The sequence below is a fragment of the Acidimicrobiia bacterium genome (genome assembly GCA_029210695.1).
Classification (GTDB): domain Bacteria; phylum Actinomycetota; class Acidimicrobiia; order Spongiisociales; family JAHEDJ01; genus JAHEDJ01.
Map to the genome: position 1 here is coordinate 1 of JARGFH010000010.1, position 16,304 is coordinate 16,304.

At 63.0% G+C, this 16,304-nt stretch carries 13 protein-coding genes and 3 pseudogenes; 6 read left to right on the plus strand and 10 right to left on the minus strand.

Features of this window, described 5'->3' with window-relative positions; all coding sequences use genetic code 11:
• Positions 1–121: 121 nt before the first annotated feature.
• Positions 122–400 (minus strand): annotated as a pseudogene (locus tag P1T08_04925) (transposase).
• A 431-nt stretch (positions 401–831) separates the two neighbouring features.
• Here P1T08_04925 and P1T08_04930 point away from each other — a divergent pair.
• Positions 832–1,278: a transposase gene (locus P1T08_04930; GenBank protein MDF1595427.1), complete on the plus strand. Its 447-nt coding sequence runs from the start codon at positions 832–834 to the stop codon at positions 1,276–1,278.
• A 211-nt stretch (positions 1,279–1,489) separates the two neighbouring features.
• Positions 1,490–1,915: pseudogene (locus tag P1T08_04935) on the plus strand (ATP-binding protein).
• Positions 1,916–1,973: 58 nt separating this feature from the next.
• On the opposite strand, the pseudogene P1T08_04940 reads toward P1T08_04935, so the two are convergent.
• From P1T08_04940 to P1T08_04950, 3 genes and pseudogenes are all read right to left on the minus strand, one after another.
• A pseudogene (locus P1T08_04940) lies at positions 1,974–2,237 on the minus strand (transposase).
• Positions 2,238–2,475: 238 nt separating this feature from the next.
• The gene (locus tag P1T08_04945) at positions 2,476–3,417 is read right to left on the minus strand and encodes an aminoglycoside phosphotransferase family protein (protein MDF1595428.1); all 942 of its coding nucleotides are present in this window, start codon (positions 3,415–3,417) and stop codon (positions 2,476–2,478) included.
• Positions 3,418–3,476: 59 nt separating this feature from the next.
• Positions 3,477–4,373: a M15 family metallopeptidase gene (locus P1T08_04950; GenBank protein ID MDF1595429.1), complete on the minus strand. Its 897-nt coding sequence runs from the start codon at positions 4,371–4,373 to the stop codon at positions 3,477–3,479.
• A gap of 120 nt (positions 4,374–4,493) precedes the next feature.
• On the opposite strand from P1T08_04950, the gene P1T08_04955 reads away from it, so the two are divergent.
• Both P1T08_04955 and P1T08_04960 read left to right on the plus strand, forming a co-directional pair.
• Positions 4,494–6,404, plus strand: coding sequence for a DUF885 domain-containing protein (locus P1T08_04955; protein ID MDF1595430.1), 1,911 nt, complete (start codon positions 4,494–4,496; stop codon positions 6,402–6,404).
• A 254-nt stretch (positions 6,405–6,658) separates the two neighbouring features.
• The gene (locus P1T08_04960; protein ID MDF1595431.1) at positions 6,659–7,354 is read left to right on the plus strand and encodes a hypothetical protein; all 696 of its coding nucleotides are present in this window, start codon (positions 6,659–6,661) and stop codon (positions 7,352–7,354) included.
• Between the two features lie 56 nt (positions 7,355–7,410).
• On the opposite strand, the gene P1T08_04965 is transcribed toward P1T08_04960, so the two are convergent.
• The 3 genes from P1T08_04965 to P1T08_04975 form a co-directional block, all read right to left on the minus strand.
• Positions 7,411–8,400, minus strand: coding sequence for a GNAT family N-acetyltransferase (locus P1T08_04965; GenBank protein ID MDF1595432.1), 990 nt, complete (start codon positions 8,398–8,400; stop codon positions 7,411–7,413).
• A gap of 62 nt (positions 8,401–8,462) precedes the next feature.
• Positions 8,463–8,918, minus strand: a complete 456-nt coding sequence (locus P1T08_04970; protein ID MDF1595433.1) for a hypothetical protein — start codon at positions 8,916–8,918, stop codon at positions 8,463–8,465.
• Positions 8,915–9,985 carry a type IV pilus twitching motility protein PilT gene (locus tag P1T08_04975; protein MDF1595434.1) on the minus strand — a complete coding sequence of 357 codons (1,071 nt, stop codon included), beginning with the start codon at positions 9,983–9,985 and terminating at the stop codon, positions 8,915–8,917. The genes P1T08_04970 and P1T08_04975 overlap by 4 nt, the downstream gene beginning before the upstream one ends.
• Positions 9,986–10,118: 133 nt before the next feature.
• Here P1T08_04975 and P1T08_04980 point away from each other — a divergent pair, with 133 nt between their 5' ends.
• Positions 10,119–11,387 (plus strand): hypothetical protein, encoded by a 1,269-nt coding sequence (locus P1T08_04980; GenBank protein ID MDF1595435.1) that lies wholly within the window; start codon positions 10,119–10,121, stop codon positions 11,385–11,387.
• Between the two features lie 122 nt (positions 11,388–11,509).
• Here the strand turns inward: P1T08_04980 and P1T08_04985 are convergent, their stop codons facing one another.
• From P1T08_04985 to P1T08_04995, 3 genes are all read right to left on the minus strand, one after another.
• Complete coding sequence (locus P1T08_04985) at positions 11,510–12,079, minus strand: rhomboid family intramembrane serine protease (protein ID MDF1595436.1); 570 nt, start codon at positions 12,077–12,079, stop codon at positions 11,510–11,512.
• Between the two features lie 75 nt (positions 12,080–12,154).
• A complete protein-coding gene (locus P1T08_04990) occupies positions 12,155–13,684 on the minus strand; it encodes an NAD(P)/FAD-dependent oxidoreductase (protein MDF1595437.1) in 1,530 nt (509 codons plus the stop codon).
• Between the two features lie 83 nt (positions 13,685–13,767).
• Positions 13,768–15,156: an FAD-dependent oxidoreductase gene (locus P1T08_04995; protein MDF1595438.1), complete on the minus strand. Its 1,389-nt coding sequence runs from the start codon at positions 15,154–15,156 to the stop codon at positions 13,768–13,770.
• Positions 15,157–15,292: 136 nt separating this feature from the next.
• Between P1T08_04995 and P1T08_05000 the strand changes: the two genes are divergently transcribed.
• Entirely contained in the window at positions 15,293–16,288 is a 996-nt protein-coding gene (locus P1T08_05000; GenBank protein MDF1595439.1) for a hypothetical protein, read from the plus strand.
• The last annotated feature ends 16 nt before the right edge of the window (positions 16,289–16,304 follow it).

Genomic DNA, 16,304 nt, shown 5'->3' on the forward strand with positions numbered 1-16,304 from the left:
ACAACTAGCATCCAAACCCAACCCAAGGTGAGGAATTTCGATGAGCAACCCTGGGGAATTTCAGCGAGCGGCGTCAAAGAGCAATGATCCGCTTGTTGAACCCTCGCAGCCGGGTCGAGCCTTTCGGGACGATCCGCGGTTCGAACTCGCCGTTACGATCCCTCGGAACCTCCAAGTCGACCGAGCCCACATCGGTATGCACCATCTTGGGAGTGATCCCGTTACGGGAGTTGCCCGAACCCCGACCCCCCGGATCACCCCGCTCATAACCGAGATGGTCGGTCAGCTCCTCATCCAAAGCCCGCTCCAACACGGCCTTAGTCACCTGAGAAAGCAGACCGTCAGGGCCCAACAGTTCAGCTCCCTCCTCCTCGGCACGGGCCATCAGCCCGTCCAACATCTCCTCAGACACCAACGGAGTGCCCGCAGAGTTGGTCTCGGCCGAAACCCGCCGCGTCTCGGTCCTAATCTTCTCTGTCATTCGTGTTCCTTCCACGGACCCCGACTCCAACCGCCAGGGTCACTATGTCAGGCCACCCCTCTTACACAGAGGATCTGACACGCCCCACTCCACGCCTCGATCAGAAACCGTATCGAAGCCATCCCAGACCGTTCCTGGGTCCCGATCAGCTATCCCGATGGTGGCAGAGCCGAAGTCGCCTCATGTGCTTACACCACCGGACGGGGCCAACACGATCTGGAACCGGTCACCGTCAGACTGGTAGTGGTCCGTCGCGGATTTGGTGACTTGGTCTCCTGCCGGACGATCCCCGCTGTGGCAGGGTTCGTGGCACTGCCTACCCCGGTCATCAAATAGCAGACAGACCAGTAGTGCGTCGGACCCGCCTCACCGGTGAACAAGCCGCCCTGTTCCCCGATTGGCGATACCACGCCTTCGTCACCAACCAGACCGGACCCGTCACCGTTGTCGACCAAGAGCATCGCCATCATGCCGTCGTCGAACTGGCCATCCGTGACCTCAAAGAAGGAACCGGCGTATCACACATGCCATCAGGACACTTCTCGGCCAACGGGGCATGGCTCGCCGCTGCGGTCCTCGCCCACAACCTGGCACGCTGGACACAGATCATCGGTGACCCCAATACCAGCACACCCATCAATACGACTGCGACGTTCCGTAGCCGCATCGTCTCTATTCCAGGCAGGCTCGTCAACCGGGCCGGACAGATCACCCTGCGCCTCCCCACCCGATGGCCCTGGGCCCACCGATACGTTCGGATCCTCACCAACCTCCGTGCCCTCCCCCAACTCTGCTGACCCCCACCCGGGGTGTCGCTGAACCGAAACGAATGACCAGCCGGAGCGGAGCTGTTTCAAAATCAACTGAAATTACGTTCTGAAGCGCCCCGCACCCCTCGAAAATGGTGCTCGGAGCGGCGATACCGACCCGACATCCACAATCCGGCCCACCCGACCCCGATTCAACCCCCAAAACCACCACCAGCCAACCGAATCGGTGGATCCAGGCTTAGGCCATGCCGCCGTCCGACGCAGGATCAGCGTCCACTTCGAACGCTGCGACCGGCTCCTCAAACGCCTACGGGTATCCAGGCTCGACAACAGCCACGATGCTGAGATCCGCAAACTGCTGCGTGTCGACTTGCTCATCATCGACGACTTCATCCTCCAAGCCCTCGACCCTGTTGACACCGCTGACATCTACGAACTGATCGTGGAAAGGCATCGGACCTCAGCGACAGTCGTCACCAGCAATCGTGAGCCGGTCGAATGGATCGGGCTGATGACCGACCCGCTCCTCGCCCAGTCAGCCATAGACCGGCTCCAATCAGCCGCCCACGAACTCGTCCTCGACGGCGAGTCCTACCGGCAACGCCAAAAACCCACCGTTGACAGCCAGCCCACCCAGGTGCCATCATCTCCACGCCGGACCTGACCGAACCCCAACCCGGTCCCATCACACTGGCGAACCGGTGGTCCCATCAAGCTGGCGAGCGACACCGAGACACAGCCAACGGGTTGATCGCAAACACCCGATAACCCCCAGCAGTCAAAGCATGAACCCACAGGCCCCGGTCGGTTTCGATCCCAACCACCACCCCCGAAGGATCATCGGCATGCTCAGCCACCAGCTCATGGAATCCACGAATACCTTCCAACCCTTCGGGCAAGCGCCGACTCGCCAGCCGCTGCCCTCCCTCGTCCATCACATGGACGTCATGGTGGTCTTCAGACCAATCATCACCAACAAAGATCATCCCGATCTCCCTTCCATCGACACAGCCATTCCTCGAGCCTCGAAGGGAACCCGGCTGCGACCTAATGGATCAGTGCTCGGACGGCACGACACCCCATGAGCGCTACAGGCACACCCTCACCAACCGGCCGGGGCACGATCTAGCCCTAGGAATCGAAGCTCCTGGCGCCGGCAGTGCTCACCGGCCAGCAGGCTCAGCCACAAGACTCCCACAACCGCAGAAGCCCCGTAGACCCCCATTAGGTGTACAACCCCTCGACTTCGTTGATCGTGGTGCCGGTTGCTTCCGTGAGGCTCCGATACGCGGGTTCGAGGAGGCGAACTCCCTCGAGCACCTGATCCTTCACACCGGGCGGAAGACCCTCTCGGAGCATCACGGTGATGGTGGCCAACCGTCTCCAGACGGCGGATACCCTGAAGAAAGACAGATCCTCGAGACCGTCGGGCCTCCGATTCGCGTAGGCCGAGAGGATTCGTGCCGCAGTATCACTGCCCATGTAGGCCTCGGCCAGGAGAAGTGACCAGGCCAGGTCAGACCGCGGGTCGGTGATCGCGAACCCTCCCCAATCAATGACGACCGGTCCCCGCCGGGTGAGGATGACGTTTCTCGGGTGGAAATCCATGTGCACGTATGAGAGGGGCACGGCCTCGATGTCCCGAGCCCGTTCGGCGAGCCACTGCAGTGCCGGACGAAATCCATCGAGGTCGCCTTCGTCGAGCGCCGCGGAACGGCCGGCCGGCAGATCCCGGTTTGTGCGTACAGCGACTGCATGCCGCGCGGCTGCCTCCCTGTCGGGTGTGATGTCGTGGAGCCGAACGAGCAAGCCCGTCAGCTCGTCGAGCGCTTCGTGAGAGGCGCCGAGAGAGTCGGCAAGCGGGCCATCGAGCCAATCGATGAGCACGAACGGCGCCCCCAGCGGGTCCCGGCTCTCGTGCTGCGCCAGTAAGCGCGGGGCCGGATACTCAATCTGCTCGAGGGCGCGGTATGCCGCCACCTCGGTTCGCATCGTTCCTCCGGACGGGTCGGCGGTATAGAGGCGGAGAGCGACATCATCGACACCATCTCGCCCGACGCGAAACACCCGGCACTCCCATCCATCCCCAACTTCCTCGACACGGATGACCGATGTCGGATGGATCCCGGCGGCGACGAGTGCGTTCTCGATGTCTTCCGGCTGCATGATCTTTCAGCGTATCCAATCGGTCGACCATCAGCGCAGATCCCCGGATCCTGTGGCCGTCAGCCGCCGCTCTTTGAGAAGTGCATCCAATCCTTCAGCGTGTTCCAGTTGCCGCCCCAGGACCACCCGATGGTTCGAAATGCTTCAAAGACCACGTCGTCCTGCTGCACCATTCCGGGGCGCAGGTCCGACCGATCGAGGTACGCCGAAGCCAGCTCGGGGAGCACCAGATCGCCCTTCAGATATGGATTGTGAAACGGGTTGATGTCTATCGCCAGCCCGTAGGCGTGTTGGGACCAACCGTTCGACCCGACGGCAGGCCGGCAGACGAAGCTGGTTGTGTCGTTCCAGTCCCCGGTCGGCGGGGCATCGATCTCCTCTTTGGTTATCACTCGCATTTGCTCGATCGGGAACCGGGCTTCATGCAGCCGTCGGAACACGCCGACCACATCCTCGGCCACGGCAGCATTCACAATGATCTCACCGGTGTGGAACGCTCCATCGAATCCAATGTGGGAGACCGTGACGTAGGCCAGTTCATCGACGGTAACGGGGCATTCAGGAACCCAGCTCGATCGAGCGAGGACGTCGTCTGGAATGGGTGCGAGCGTCCAATTGAACTCGCTGGAGTCGGGTGGGGGAAGCACATCGGGGGTCGCCAACCGGCGGTCGATCAGCTCGGCCGGTGTCGGCCGCACTTCACCGTGCTCGTCGGGTCGGAGGGGCAGCGGGCGTGTTCCCAACCAGGCCGGCCGGGCAAACGGCGAGATGGTCGTCGTGGTGGTTGGAGCCGGCACGGTCGTGGTGCTGGGCGTGGCCGGAGTCGAAGTAGTAGTCGATTCCGCAGTGGTCGGGGATGTCACCGTCGAGACCGCGGTGGGCCCTTCAACGGCGGCGTCAGAGGTGCATCCTGCCGCGACCAATGTGATGAGTACTGCGATTTCGCTGATTCTCATATGTGACACGGTACCGGTTGTGTGTTCATCGGCATGTCAACGGCAGCGCCTTCTCCCCCGTTCCCGAATGGCCGCTCTGTGTCCTACCGGGCATCATGTGAACGACCGAAAGGAGTGCGGATGCGATCCGTCTTCAGGCCGACCGCGGCGATTGCCCTCTCGTTGGTGTTGACTGCTTGTACGGGTGCGGCATCAGGCACAACGTTCCCGGACAACTCGTCGACCAGCACCGTTGCCCTGTTTCCCGCGCCCTCGACCACCGCGCCCATGACAGCGCCCACAACCACCGGTACGGGCCTGTTGGAGTTGGCTGCCCTCGACGGACTCGCCTTCGGAGACTTTCTCGAAGAGTCCTACCGGATCCTTCTCCTTCGGAGCCCGGAATTGCTCACCTCGCTCGGAGTTTCTGCCGATTACGGGTTGCGCAACGATCAGCTCGATGACCTCTCTCCGTCGTATCTTCAACAGACGCAGGCCCTGGAGACCGGGATTCTGGAACGACTGCGTGTCTTCGATCGCTCCGCTCTCCTCGCCGGTGACCGGACGTCCTACGACGTTTACGAGTGGTACCTCGATCAGCAGGTGCGCGGGCATCGCTTCGCCTACCACGACTACCCGGTGCACCACTTCGTCAATAGCTACAACTTCAATCTGATCCTCTTTTTGAGCGAGGAACACCCGCTCAATACGGTCGCGGATGCGGAGGACTACATCACGCGCCTTTCCCAGATCGACGACCAGGTGTCGCAAGTACTCGAACGGCTGCAGATCAGTGAAGACATGGGGGTGCTTCCTCCAAGCATCATCGTCGCGTGGACCAGTGGAAGCCTGCAGGAGGATCTTGGAGGTACCCGGGATCCCTCAGCCGTCAGGGTGACGCGCCTGGACCTCTACACAGCGTTCGCCGAACGAATGGAAGGTGTTGATGGTATCGATGATTCGATGCGAGAGTCGCTTCTTGATCGGGCGGAAGCCGAGCTGGTGGCGTCGTTCGTCCCGGCATGGGTCGCACTCATCGACCACATGGAGGGAATCAGATCGCTGGCAGGTACGGAGGCCGGCGTGTGGCGGTTGCCAGACGGGGATGAGTACTACCAGTACCTGCTGCGTGATCACACCTCAACCGACCTGACTCCCGAAGAGATTCATCAGGTCGGACTCGACGGCGTAGCGAGAGTGGAAGCTGAACTGCGGTTGGCCTTCGATCGACTCGGCTATCCAGAGGACGCCTCGATTGGGGACCTCCGGCACCGCGCCGCCGACGACGGAGGGTTCCTCGACGGTTCTTCGACTGCAGGTGCGGAGCAGGTCGTCGGCGCGTATACCGCGTTGATCGCGCGAGCGGAAGACGTCGCCGGAGAGTTCTTCAATCTGTGGCCGGAGGCCGAGGTGGGGATCGTTCCCGAAGCTGCCGGGCGGGGCGGGTATTACGTGGCGGCATCCGTCGACGGCTCCCGGCCCGGTGCCTTTCATGCGGGTGTTGGTGGCCCGATCGCTTCCTATACGATGCCGACCGTCACCTTTCATGAAGCTGTTCCCGGTCATCACACGCAGATAGCCATCGCGCAGGAGCTCGACCTTCCTACCTTCCGTCGTTTCATTCAATACAACGGGTTTGCGGAGGGATGGGCGCTCTATGCGGAGAGGCTGGCGTCCGAGATGGGCTTGTACGAGAACGACCCGTACGGTGACATCGGCCGGCTCGAGTTGGAACTGCTTCGAGCGGTTCGTCTGGTGGTCGACACCGGTATCCATGCACTGAGGTGGAGTCGTGAGGAAGCGCACGCCTACATGGACGACAAGATCGACGGTTGGTCCCCTGAGGTCGAGCGCTACATGGTGCTGCCCGGTCAGGCGACCGCCTACATGATCGGGATGCAGACGATTCTCGATCTTCGGACGCAGTGGGAGGAGTCGGCTGAAGAGGGGATGCTCGATATCGCCGCGTTCCACGATCTCGTGCTCGGCGGTGGAAGCATTCCGCTTGGGGTACTGGAAGCCGTTGTCGAAGGAGCGAGCGCCTCAGGCTGAACGTCGGGGTCGTTTTGGCGCGGGAATCCCACCGTATTTGGGGTGATTCCCGCGCGAAAACGCTGAAGTCAGGGGAAATCCCCTACACCGGTCGTCCCATTCAGGGTTTTCGGAGGGTGAGACCCAATAGCGGCCCGCTGTCTGGAGCCGCACTATGTGGCTATGACAAACACTCTGGCCGTCGCCTTCCGATCACGGGCGGCCGCGGACACGGAACCGCACAAACTAGCGAGAAACACACAGGAGACATGCACATGCGTATAGGCAAACTCATTGCAGCGTTCGTCGGAATCATGATGGTCGTCGGCAGCCTCGGTCTGGTGGCCGCCGGAACCTTCCTGGTCGTCGCTACCGATGATGCGGACGGATTCATATCCGCCGGCCCGGTGCGAGTGCGGACCGATTCGGCCGCCCTCGTTGGTGACGACCTCGACGTTTTCCTCGACGAACCGGTCCGGGGCGGCGTGTTCCTGGGAATCGACAACATCGAGACCCGCCTCGCCGTGAATCCCCGCAACGACAAAGGGTTGTTCGTCGGAATCGGACCATCGAGCGACGTCAACCGGTTCCTGGCGGGCGGGTCGTACTCGATCGTGGAGGCCTTCGGCGACAACGTGGTCCTCGATGACTTCGCCGGTTCGTCCCGTCTAGGAGCGCCCGCCGATCAGGATTTCTGGGTTGCCTCGACGCTCGACGACGTCCTGAACTGGGACCTCGAATCCGGTCACTGGTCGGTCGTCGTGATGAACGAAGACGGCACGGCCGGCATCGATAGCTCGGTCACCGTGGCCGCCAGGGTCCCTTTCCTCCAGCCGATCGGCGCCGCCATCCTGGTTATCGGAGTCATCGGCCTGGCGGTTGGAATCGTCCTGACTTACTTCGGCGTGCGGAGTGATCCTCAGGCTCCTGTTGTCTCCCCACCTCCGCTCGAGCCGGCTCCGGTCGCATAACAAACCGATAACGCGCAGGCGAGTGTCCCCGCCCGATGGCGGGGACACCCTTCTGTCTAGGCGAACGATTTCTCGTACGTGGTCCCGAAACTGACGACCTCGAAACCAAGGCTCTGATAGAGCCGGTAGGCGCCGTGCGGGTTCTCCACGTGGACACCGAGGGCCGCCTCCTCCATCCCCCGCTCTGCCAGTTGTCGCAAGCTGGCGCAGATGAGAGCCGTCGCCACGCCCCTTCCGCGCCACTCCCTGGCTGTCGAGATGAACTCCGTCCATCCCCGCCTGCGGTTGTTCTCTCGGTTGTCGACCTCGTTGATGAACGATCGGACCTGGCCGGCGACTCGATCGCCGTCCCATGCGACCTTCCACAGCGATTCGTCCCGATAGGGAAAGTCGAGGAACGTCTGCCAATCCTTTTCCGTCGGTTCGGAGAAGCCCCAGTGATCTCGGAACGCCTCGACGTCGGCCTCCCAAATCGTCCGCAGCTGCTCGGCCGTCACCGGGCGGATGGTCAGATCAGCCGGAAGGATGGCCTCGGGGATCCCGTCGAGGTTCGGGCGGACGAGGGTCGCTCCGTGCTGGATTGCTCGATAGCCGGCCTCCTCGAGTAGGGCCGCCCCACCGCTTGCTTGCTCGTCGACGTCGGTCCGGTACGCTTTCAACTTATCGGTGCGATGGGTGGCGGCCCGCTCTGACAGGCGGTCTTGCGCCCAACGGAGCATGGCCGTCCCGATGCCGCGGTTGCGCCATTCCGGTACCACCTTGCACATGTGGCGGTAGACGCGGGGCCCGTCGACCTCATCCCACCAGCGGGTCGTTACGTAGCCGACCGGGATTCCCTCGATCTCTACGAATCGGAAGTCATGTTCGAGGTCCATATGGTCGGTGTTGCGGAAGGCGACTTCGACGTCCTCGGCCGTCATCACGGCGTCGGCCTGACCGTCGGCGCGTGCTTCGGCGACGACGAGTTCGGCGACTACCTGGAAGTCGCCCTCCCGCCCGAACGGGCGGTCGCTAACACCGGCGATGTCGGGAAGCTGCATGTCCATTTGCGCAACGCTACACAATCGCCAAACCCCAACCGGGTCCTTTTCTTGGCAGGCAGGGTGCTCTAGGCCTCGGGACTGCGGGCAGTCACCAGCGCAGACATGCGCACCCAGATCAGATGGTCGGATTGCCGAAGGCGCAGCCAGTCTTGGGCATTATTGATCACATCCGATAAGCGTTCCCCGGAACCATCATCCACGAGGAGTACACCATCGATACGATGTCCGCCGGTGAGTCGAAGCGTGGCGGGTGTTTCGTGCCAGTAGCCCTCGAGATCGAGTGCGGATGGTGTCACCGACACCCCGCTCACCGCGGGTTTGTGGATGAGGACGAACTCGCCGTCACCATCCACAGCCGGCAACACATTGCCGGGCTCGTCGATGAGGTCCTTTACCGTCTGGGAGCCGCCGTGGGTCTGGGCGAAGTCGGCCAGAAACAGGAGTGCCTCTATGACCCGCCCGTCGGACATGAACACCTCGGCCGGGCAGGAGTGCTTCTCGATGAGAAACCGCTCGCTCATCGGTGGCCCGCTCGGGCGAGGTACGGAGCGATCAACTCCGGGTTGAGCATCTTGTCCGACGCGTCGAGCGGATCGATCTTGCCCGCCTCGAGGAGTTGAATGATGGAGGCATCCATCGTGCGCATCCCTTCCCTCTTGCCGGTCTGGAGGGCTGACGGGATTTGGAACGTCTTGCCCTCGCGGATGAGGTTGGAGATGGCCGGAGTGCACATCATGAGCTCGAGTGCCGCCACTCGACCCGGCTGGTCGACGCGTTTGAACAAGGTTTGAGCGATTACGGCCCGAAGCGCGTCGGCGAGAGTGGAGCGAATCTGTGCCTGTTCCCTGGAGGGGAAGACCTCGATGATGCGATCGACCGTCTTTGCCGAGTTGAGGGTGTGGAGCGTCCCGAAAACGAGGTGTCCGGTGGCGGCGGCTTCGAGTGCCAGCCGAATCGTCTCGAGGTCGCGCATTTCTCCAACCAGGATGATGTCCGGATCCTCACGTAACACCGCCCGCAGCGCAGCTGTGAAGCTCTGCGTGTGGTTGCCGACCTCGCGATGACTGACGAGCGCTTTCACGCCCTGGTGGACGAATTCGATCGGATCTTCGATCGTGATCAGGTTGTCTGATCGATTCCGGTTGACCTCATCGATGATGGCGGCCAGCGTGGTCGACTTACCGGAGCCGGTCGGGCCGGTGACGAGCACCAGGCCCTGCCGGAGGTAGGCCAGCTTGCTGACCTCCTCTGGAAGACCTAGGTCGGCGCAGCTCAGGATCTTGGAAGGAATGAGCCGGAAGACACCGGCTGCCCCGTCCTTCTGCACGAATAGGTTGGCCCGGAAGCGGGCGATATCTGCCAGTTCGTATCCGAAATCAACGTCGCCCGATTCGGTGTAGGTGGTCCACATCGAAGGGGGAGTGATCTCCTGGAGCAGCGGCCGGAGGTTGGCGTCGGTGAGGGCAGGACTGTTGAGACGGATCAGTTCGCCGTCGATACGCATGATGGGAGGGTTGCCGGCCACCAGATGCAGATCAGACGCACCATGCTCTTTCATGGCACGAAACAGATTGTCGAGTTGCGGCAAGCCGGGCCCCCCAGGAGGTTCGTTGTGAAGAGATGGCATCGGCCGGGGGGTCGTGCTTCTTGAGGGCTTTGCGCGGGGAAAGCGATGTGTACCGCCGCACGATCGACCAAACTGAAGGTGAGAAAGGAAACCCATGACGGGCATGCGGACGTCGGCAGGTCGGGCCGGCCGCGCCGTTGGCGATGCTGCCAGGCAGGCGATCCGGGCGGGTGGTCGCGGCGTTGACCGGTGGGTGTCTGTGCATGGCCCGGCGTTTCGGCGGCTCGCCGTGACTCAGGCGGCTGCCTATGCCGGCGACACGCTGGTGGCGATCGGATTGGCCGGGACGATCTTCTTCGATATCCCGTCGGCGGAAGCACGCGGCAAGGTGGCCCTCTACTTGCTCCTGACGCTGGCGCCGTTCGTCGTCCTCAGTCCATTTCTTCCTCGCATCTTCGCTCGCCTTCCCAACCCCTACCGGGTCGGGCTGGTCGGCAGTGGCGGTCTCAGAGCAGTTCTCACGGTGATCCTGGTACTCGTTGGACTCGATGGCATCTGGCTGTTCCCGATTGCGTTTGGTTTGCTCGTTCTTTCACGCCTGCATGGGATCGCCCGGAGTTCGCTGCTCCCAATTACCTTGCCGGAGGCCGTGGCACTCGTAGCCGCCAATTCCCGTCTGGCGCAAGTGGGGCTGGCCGCCGGGACGGTGGCCGCACTGGTTGGAGCCCTGGTGATGGAGGTGTTCGGGCCGGAGGCATCACTCTTGCTGGCTGCCGTAGCTTTCGCAGTGATGGCGTTCCTGGCCGGCGCCATCGATGCACCCAGGGCGGCGCAGGGATTTGCCAGGGAATGGAACCATGTGTGGTCGCCGCCCCGGGTCGTGCGACTCTCGATGACGGCAACCGCCATGGTCAGGTTGTTGCACGGATTTCTCGTTCTCCTCCTTGCCTTTGCGTTCAAGGAGGCCGACGCCGGACTCCTCGATTTCGGTGCCCTGCTGGCCGCGGCGGGCGGAGGGTTCGGGCTTTCATCGCTGCTGGCTCCGTGGCTCGAGCGCCGTCTGCGAGAGGAGCCCATGGTTGTGGCTGCGCTGGCCGTTGAGGCAGCGGCTGCGTTCATCGCCGCGCAGGTCTTCGGCCTGGCAGCTGGAGCCGCGGTAGCGGCGGCGGCCGGACTGGCGTGGGGAACCGCCAAATTCGCATTCGATGGGATGCTGCAGAACCACACGCCGGCCCACCGGCGCGGCCTGGCCTTCACCCGGTCTGAGACGTTCTTTCAGATTGCCTGGGTGCTGGGGGCGATCGTTCCCGTCGCCATCCCTATCGGTGTGCCACTCGGCCTGGCGCTGGCCGGCACCTCAGCCCTGGCCGTCCAGGCAGTCATCGTTTCGGGTTTGCTCGTCTCGGTCCGAGAGAGCAACTGACTTTTCTCCGCAATGCTATGGACCGTGGCAATGCACTGCATTGCGGAGAAAACGGATTGGAGTTTCTCAGCAATACTATGGACCGTGGCAATGCACTGTATTGCGGAGAAAAATCTGGTAAATCAGTCAGGCTTGCTCAGCAGGTAGGCCGCCAGCACGCCGCCGGCCATGCCGAAGAGGTGGCCCTCCCACGAGATCCCACGCTGGAACGGCAGGAGTCCCCAAATGATGGCTCCGCCGTACACAAATAACACGCCAACGCCGATGGCGATCCACCGCAGGTCTTTTTCGAAGAAGCCGACCACCAGCAGATACCCGAGGTACCCGAAGACGAGAATGCTGGCGCCGATATGGAGGGTCGGTCGGGCCAGCAGCCACACGAGCAGCCCTCCCACCACCATGATCGTCAAGGTGATGGCCAGCCACTTGCGGATTCCGCGCAACATCACCAGTCCGCCCACCACGATGAACGGGACCGTGTTGGAAATGAGGTGGCCGAAGGATCCGTGCAGGAACGGCGCCCACAGGATCCCGTCGAATCCCGAGAGGGTCCTCGGGCGAATCCCCTGCGACTGGAGGGCATCACCGAGGAACACACTGTCCACGATCTCGATGCTCCACAGCAGGATGACCACCGCGATGAGCAGCTGCAGCTCGCGGATTGGCTCTGTGGGCTTATCCGTGGATTCCATCCGTGCTCAACCTAGATAGTTCGTTGACGTGTGCATGGATAAGAGAGGCTGGTCGATTCCCGTCGAATGGCACGGTCAGCCATCCAGTGCTCTAGCGGCGAGGGCGGCCGCCGTCCGGCCGGAGCCCATAGCCGTGCTCATTCCACCGCCGCCTATCCACGCACCCGCCAGGAACAGATTGGGGATCGGTGTCCTCGGTGACCGCCGGTTGGTGAACATGTTCTCAACGGTCTGCTCGCGCCCGTAGATCGACCCGAATGGCTGGCGCCCGTACCGGACGTTGGTCAACGGGGTGGCGATCTCCTTGATAATGATCCGGTCGGCGAGGCCCGGGATGAGCGCGCTTGCTCTCTTGATCAGCACCTCGCCGGCCGCTTCTTTCACCGCCAGGTACCCCGGATGCTTCGAGTACCCGTCGAGGTTGCCTCCGGTTCCCCACACATCTGCGTGGTCCCACGGCGCCAGTGTCATCAGCACGAGGGAGCTATGTCCGTCAGGCGCACAGCCGGGGTCGGACTCTGTGTAATTGGTGATCACCATCCCCGCCCGTTCGAAATCGCCGTTGACCACGAACTGGTATCCGGCCTCGAGATCGTATCCGTCGTCCACGAAGAACTCGTGGTGAGGCCAGCCTTCCGCCGCCAGGTCCCCCTTCACTCCTAGATAGACGACCAGATTGGAGAGCGCCGGCTGATCGGACGACAGCGCAGCAACGAAGGCGTCATCGAAATTCTCCTCGCCGGCGAATCCGATGGTGTCGAGCGGGCCTGCCGTGCTGATGAATACGTCCCCTTCATATCGATTTCCCCGGTGGGTCTCAACTGTGGTGATCCGCCCGTCCACCACATCGAGGCCGGTGACCGTGTTCCGGTAGACGACCCGGCCGCCGTTTTCGACGATTACCGCCTCCAGAGCCCTGCTCAAGGCCATACTTCCGCCGACCGGGTAGTAGCCGCCGTTGATGTGGTAGCTCGACAGGGCGGCCGCAAACAGCCCTGCGCTCATCCGGCTGGGCGGAAGCCCGAAATAGCCCCAGAGCGCAGAGAGGGTCGCTTTCAGCTGGTCGTCGGTCACGTGCGCCCCCAAGAAGTCTGCCCAGCTCTGAGTGAAGGCGATGCTCATCGCCGGGTAGCGTTTGAGCATCTGACCGGGGTCGGGGCGATCGCCCTCCGCCCGGTCGCGCGCATAGGAAGAAATGTCTCGGCCGACCTGGACGACGCTGTCGAGGAAGGATCGGATCCCTCCCGCTTCCCCCGGGAATAGCTCGACGAGCTCGGAGCGATAGTCGTTGATGTCGGCGTGGGCGGTGACCTCGAAATCGGGCAGCCGCAGCGTGTAGAGAGGGTCGAGACGCTGCATGGTGAGGCGGTCGGTTATCCCGAGCTCCTGAAGCATTCCGTACAACCAGCCCCCCGGCCCGGCTCCATCCAGCGCGTGCAACGCGACCTCGAAGCGGAAACCGCTTCGTTTGAACTCGTGGGCAAATCCGCCGGGGACCGCATGGTGCTCGATGACCAGCACCTTCTGCCCCTGTGTGGCGAGGTGGGCGGCGGCACTGAGTCCGGCCAGGCCGGCTCCGATGACGATGACATCCCGATGTTCCATTCAGTGGCCCCTTTGTTTCTTGCCCGGAGGCTACCGGCCGGCGTCCGGCTCCCGCGCCCGCGCCCGCGGCCGGCGCAGGCGGATCAAATCTGGCCCGAGTCCGTCATCCGGTCGACCAGCGTCAGGTAGTCCGGATCGGCATACCGGTCGGGCGAGAACCACCGCCAGTAGTCCGGGAGCGCGCCTCCAACCACGTGCAGTGCGCCGAGTTCTCCCGCTGCCGCGGCCGCCATGATCCCGAATCCGGAGAGGGCGGCGACCACAAACGATCCGGCCACGCCGGCCGGGCCGATCAGGGGCCGATTCTCTGCCGTTTTCGTGTAGTAGCCGCCGTCGACGTACGGCTGCGGAAGCCGTTCGAGGTACTCGCCGAACCCCGGCACCATCGTGGTGAGACCGCGCAACACGATCTCGGGGTAGAGCGGATCATCCGCGATCGGGAACTCAGGCGGACGGACGTCCGTGTGGCACTCCCACAATCCGAGCACGGTGGCCGCCTCATCCGGCCCGTCCGGCCGGCAATGCGCACCCGCTCCAAGTATCCCGACCAGGTAGCGGAGTTCGGGGTCCCCAGCCAGTTCTGCCAGTTCGGCGTTGCTCCAGGCCAGCGCCTGGGGATCGTTCCAGATCAGCATTGGAGCGTGACGTGGGAGGGCAGAGCGGACATCGCGAAACGAGACTTTGCGATGCACCTCCGAGAACAGCGGGAGATCGGCGCCGGCGAGCTTTCCAACGTCGGCCGCCAGCGGTCCGGCCGCGTTGAGAAACCGATCGGTCTCGATCATCTCGCCTGATTCCAGCCGCACGCCTCTCACTCGTTCGTCTGAGATGTCGAGAGCCACCACCCGATCTGTGACGAGTTCGACGCCGGCCGTTCTGGCCCGCTCGAGCAGCCACGCTCCCAGTTGCTGGGCAGACAACCAGCCGGCCCGACGAACGTGCAAGCCGCCGACCGCCGCCGTTGACAGATACGGGAAGTGGGAGCGCAGCACGCCACCGTCCAGGAATAGGTCGGCACCGCCGGGCACTTCCTCGAATGCCGCCGGAGGTGAGGCGGCATAGGCCGGATCGTCGGGCCGACCTCGAAGCACCCGCAGGTCGCCGCCTCCGAGTGCTGAGATCGCCCCGGCCTGTTGTTCCATGGCCGCCAGATTCACCGGGTCGCCCGTGACGTAGAGATAGCCGCGCCGTGACAGGTTGAACGCGTTGTCGCTGGAGGTGGCCCACTCCTCGAGGAGGTCGATCGAACGATTCATCAACGCCACCATGCCGTCGCCGGGACCCGGCCACCAGTTCCTGTAGCACTCCGTCGACTTGTCGCTGGTGAGTGTCATCGGCGGGAGCAGGTCGCAGATGACCACCCGTTCCACTTCGAGTTGCACGGAGAGGTGAAACGCCGTGGATATGCCGGCGATACCCGCGCCTGCGATCACGACGTCTGCACGCCCGGGTGCCTTCGGCTGCATCTGCATGATCCCACCCTATCCGCCTGCCAACGCAGCCTTCCTTGAGCATCCGTTTCGTGCCGGAAGGCCCTACACCGTTCGGTGAGCAACGTGGTGGAATCCAGCTGAAGTGGGCTGGATCCATCGGCCCGAGGAGGAACACATGTCAACCGAAGCGAAGACCGCTGCACCAAAGAGCTGGCCACGCATGGCAGCGGGGGCGCTCGTCGTCGTAGCGGGTCTCGTCCTGATCTCATCGACGTTCATCAACAACCTCTTTGAAGTGGGCCCGGCGTTCGAAGAAATGATCGACGACTTCCGTCCGATGCTGACGGATGAGGCGTTGGACACGGCCAAGGCCGATATCGGAGGCCTGGCTGCGGTAGCAGACGAATTCCAAAACGCGGTGATCCCGGGCATGTCGCAGCAGTTGGTCATGGATGCTGCGCAGTTCGGTGGATTCCTGGGTGAGAGCTTCCCTGCAGTTGCCCAGGGAGCGGCGGCGCTGCCCGAGATCGCAACAACTTTCAACAGCCTGATCGGCACCCTCGAGGCCGAGCAGGGGCGGTTCGCTTCGGCGGACGCCATCCCGACCGAGTCCCTTCCAGCCACGACCGTTCCGTGGGGCATGTTGGGAGCCGGCGTAGTGGCGGTGCTCATCGGCCTCTTCATGTTCGTTCGGCCGCGACTTGGATCCATGCTGGCACTGGTGCTGGGAGTAGCGCTGGTAGCGGTCCCCGCCTTCCTGTCGCTCCCACAGAAGGCAGCAGACGCCGATCAACTCAATGAGAACCTCGAGCCTGTGTACACGGCCGAGCTGGTGGCCGGGGCACAGGGGGCACTCGGCGTGGTGGGCGCCATGGGTATGGAACTCCAGACCGCCATGTTGCCTGCTCTGGCCCAGCAGTTGGAAATGCAGCCCGACCAGTTGTCGGCGTTCATTGGTGAGAACTTCCCGGCCATGGCCGGTGTCATGGCCAACATGGATACCACCATGGGGCGGTTCCAAGGCATGGTGACGGCGTTCGACGTCAACCTCGACAACTACGACACACTCAAGCCGGTCAAATTCGTTCCGATCATCTGGACGATGATCCTGGTCGGAATCGGAATAGTGCTGTTCGGAGCGTGGGGCTTCCTGGCCTCGAGCGAGGGCTGAACGAACCGGAACAGAT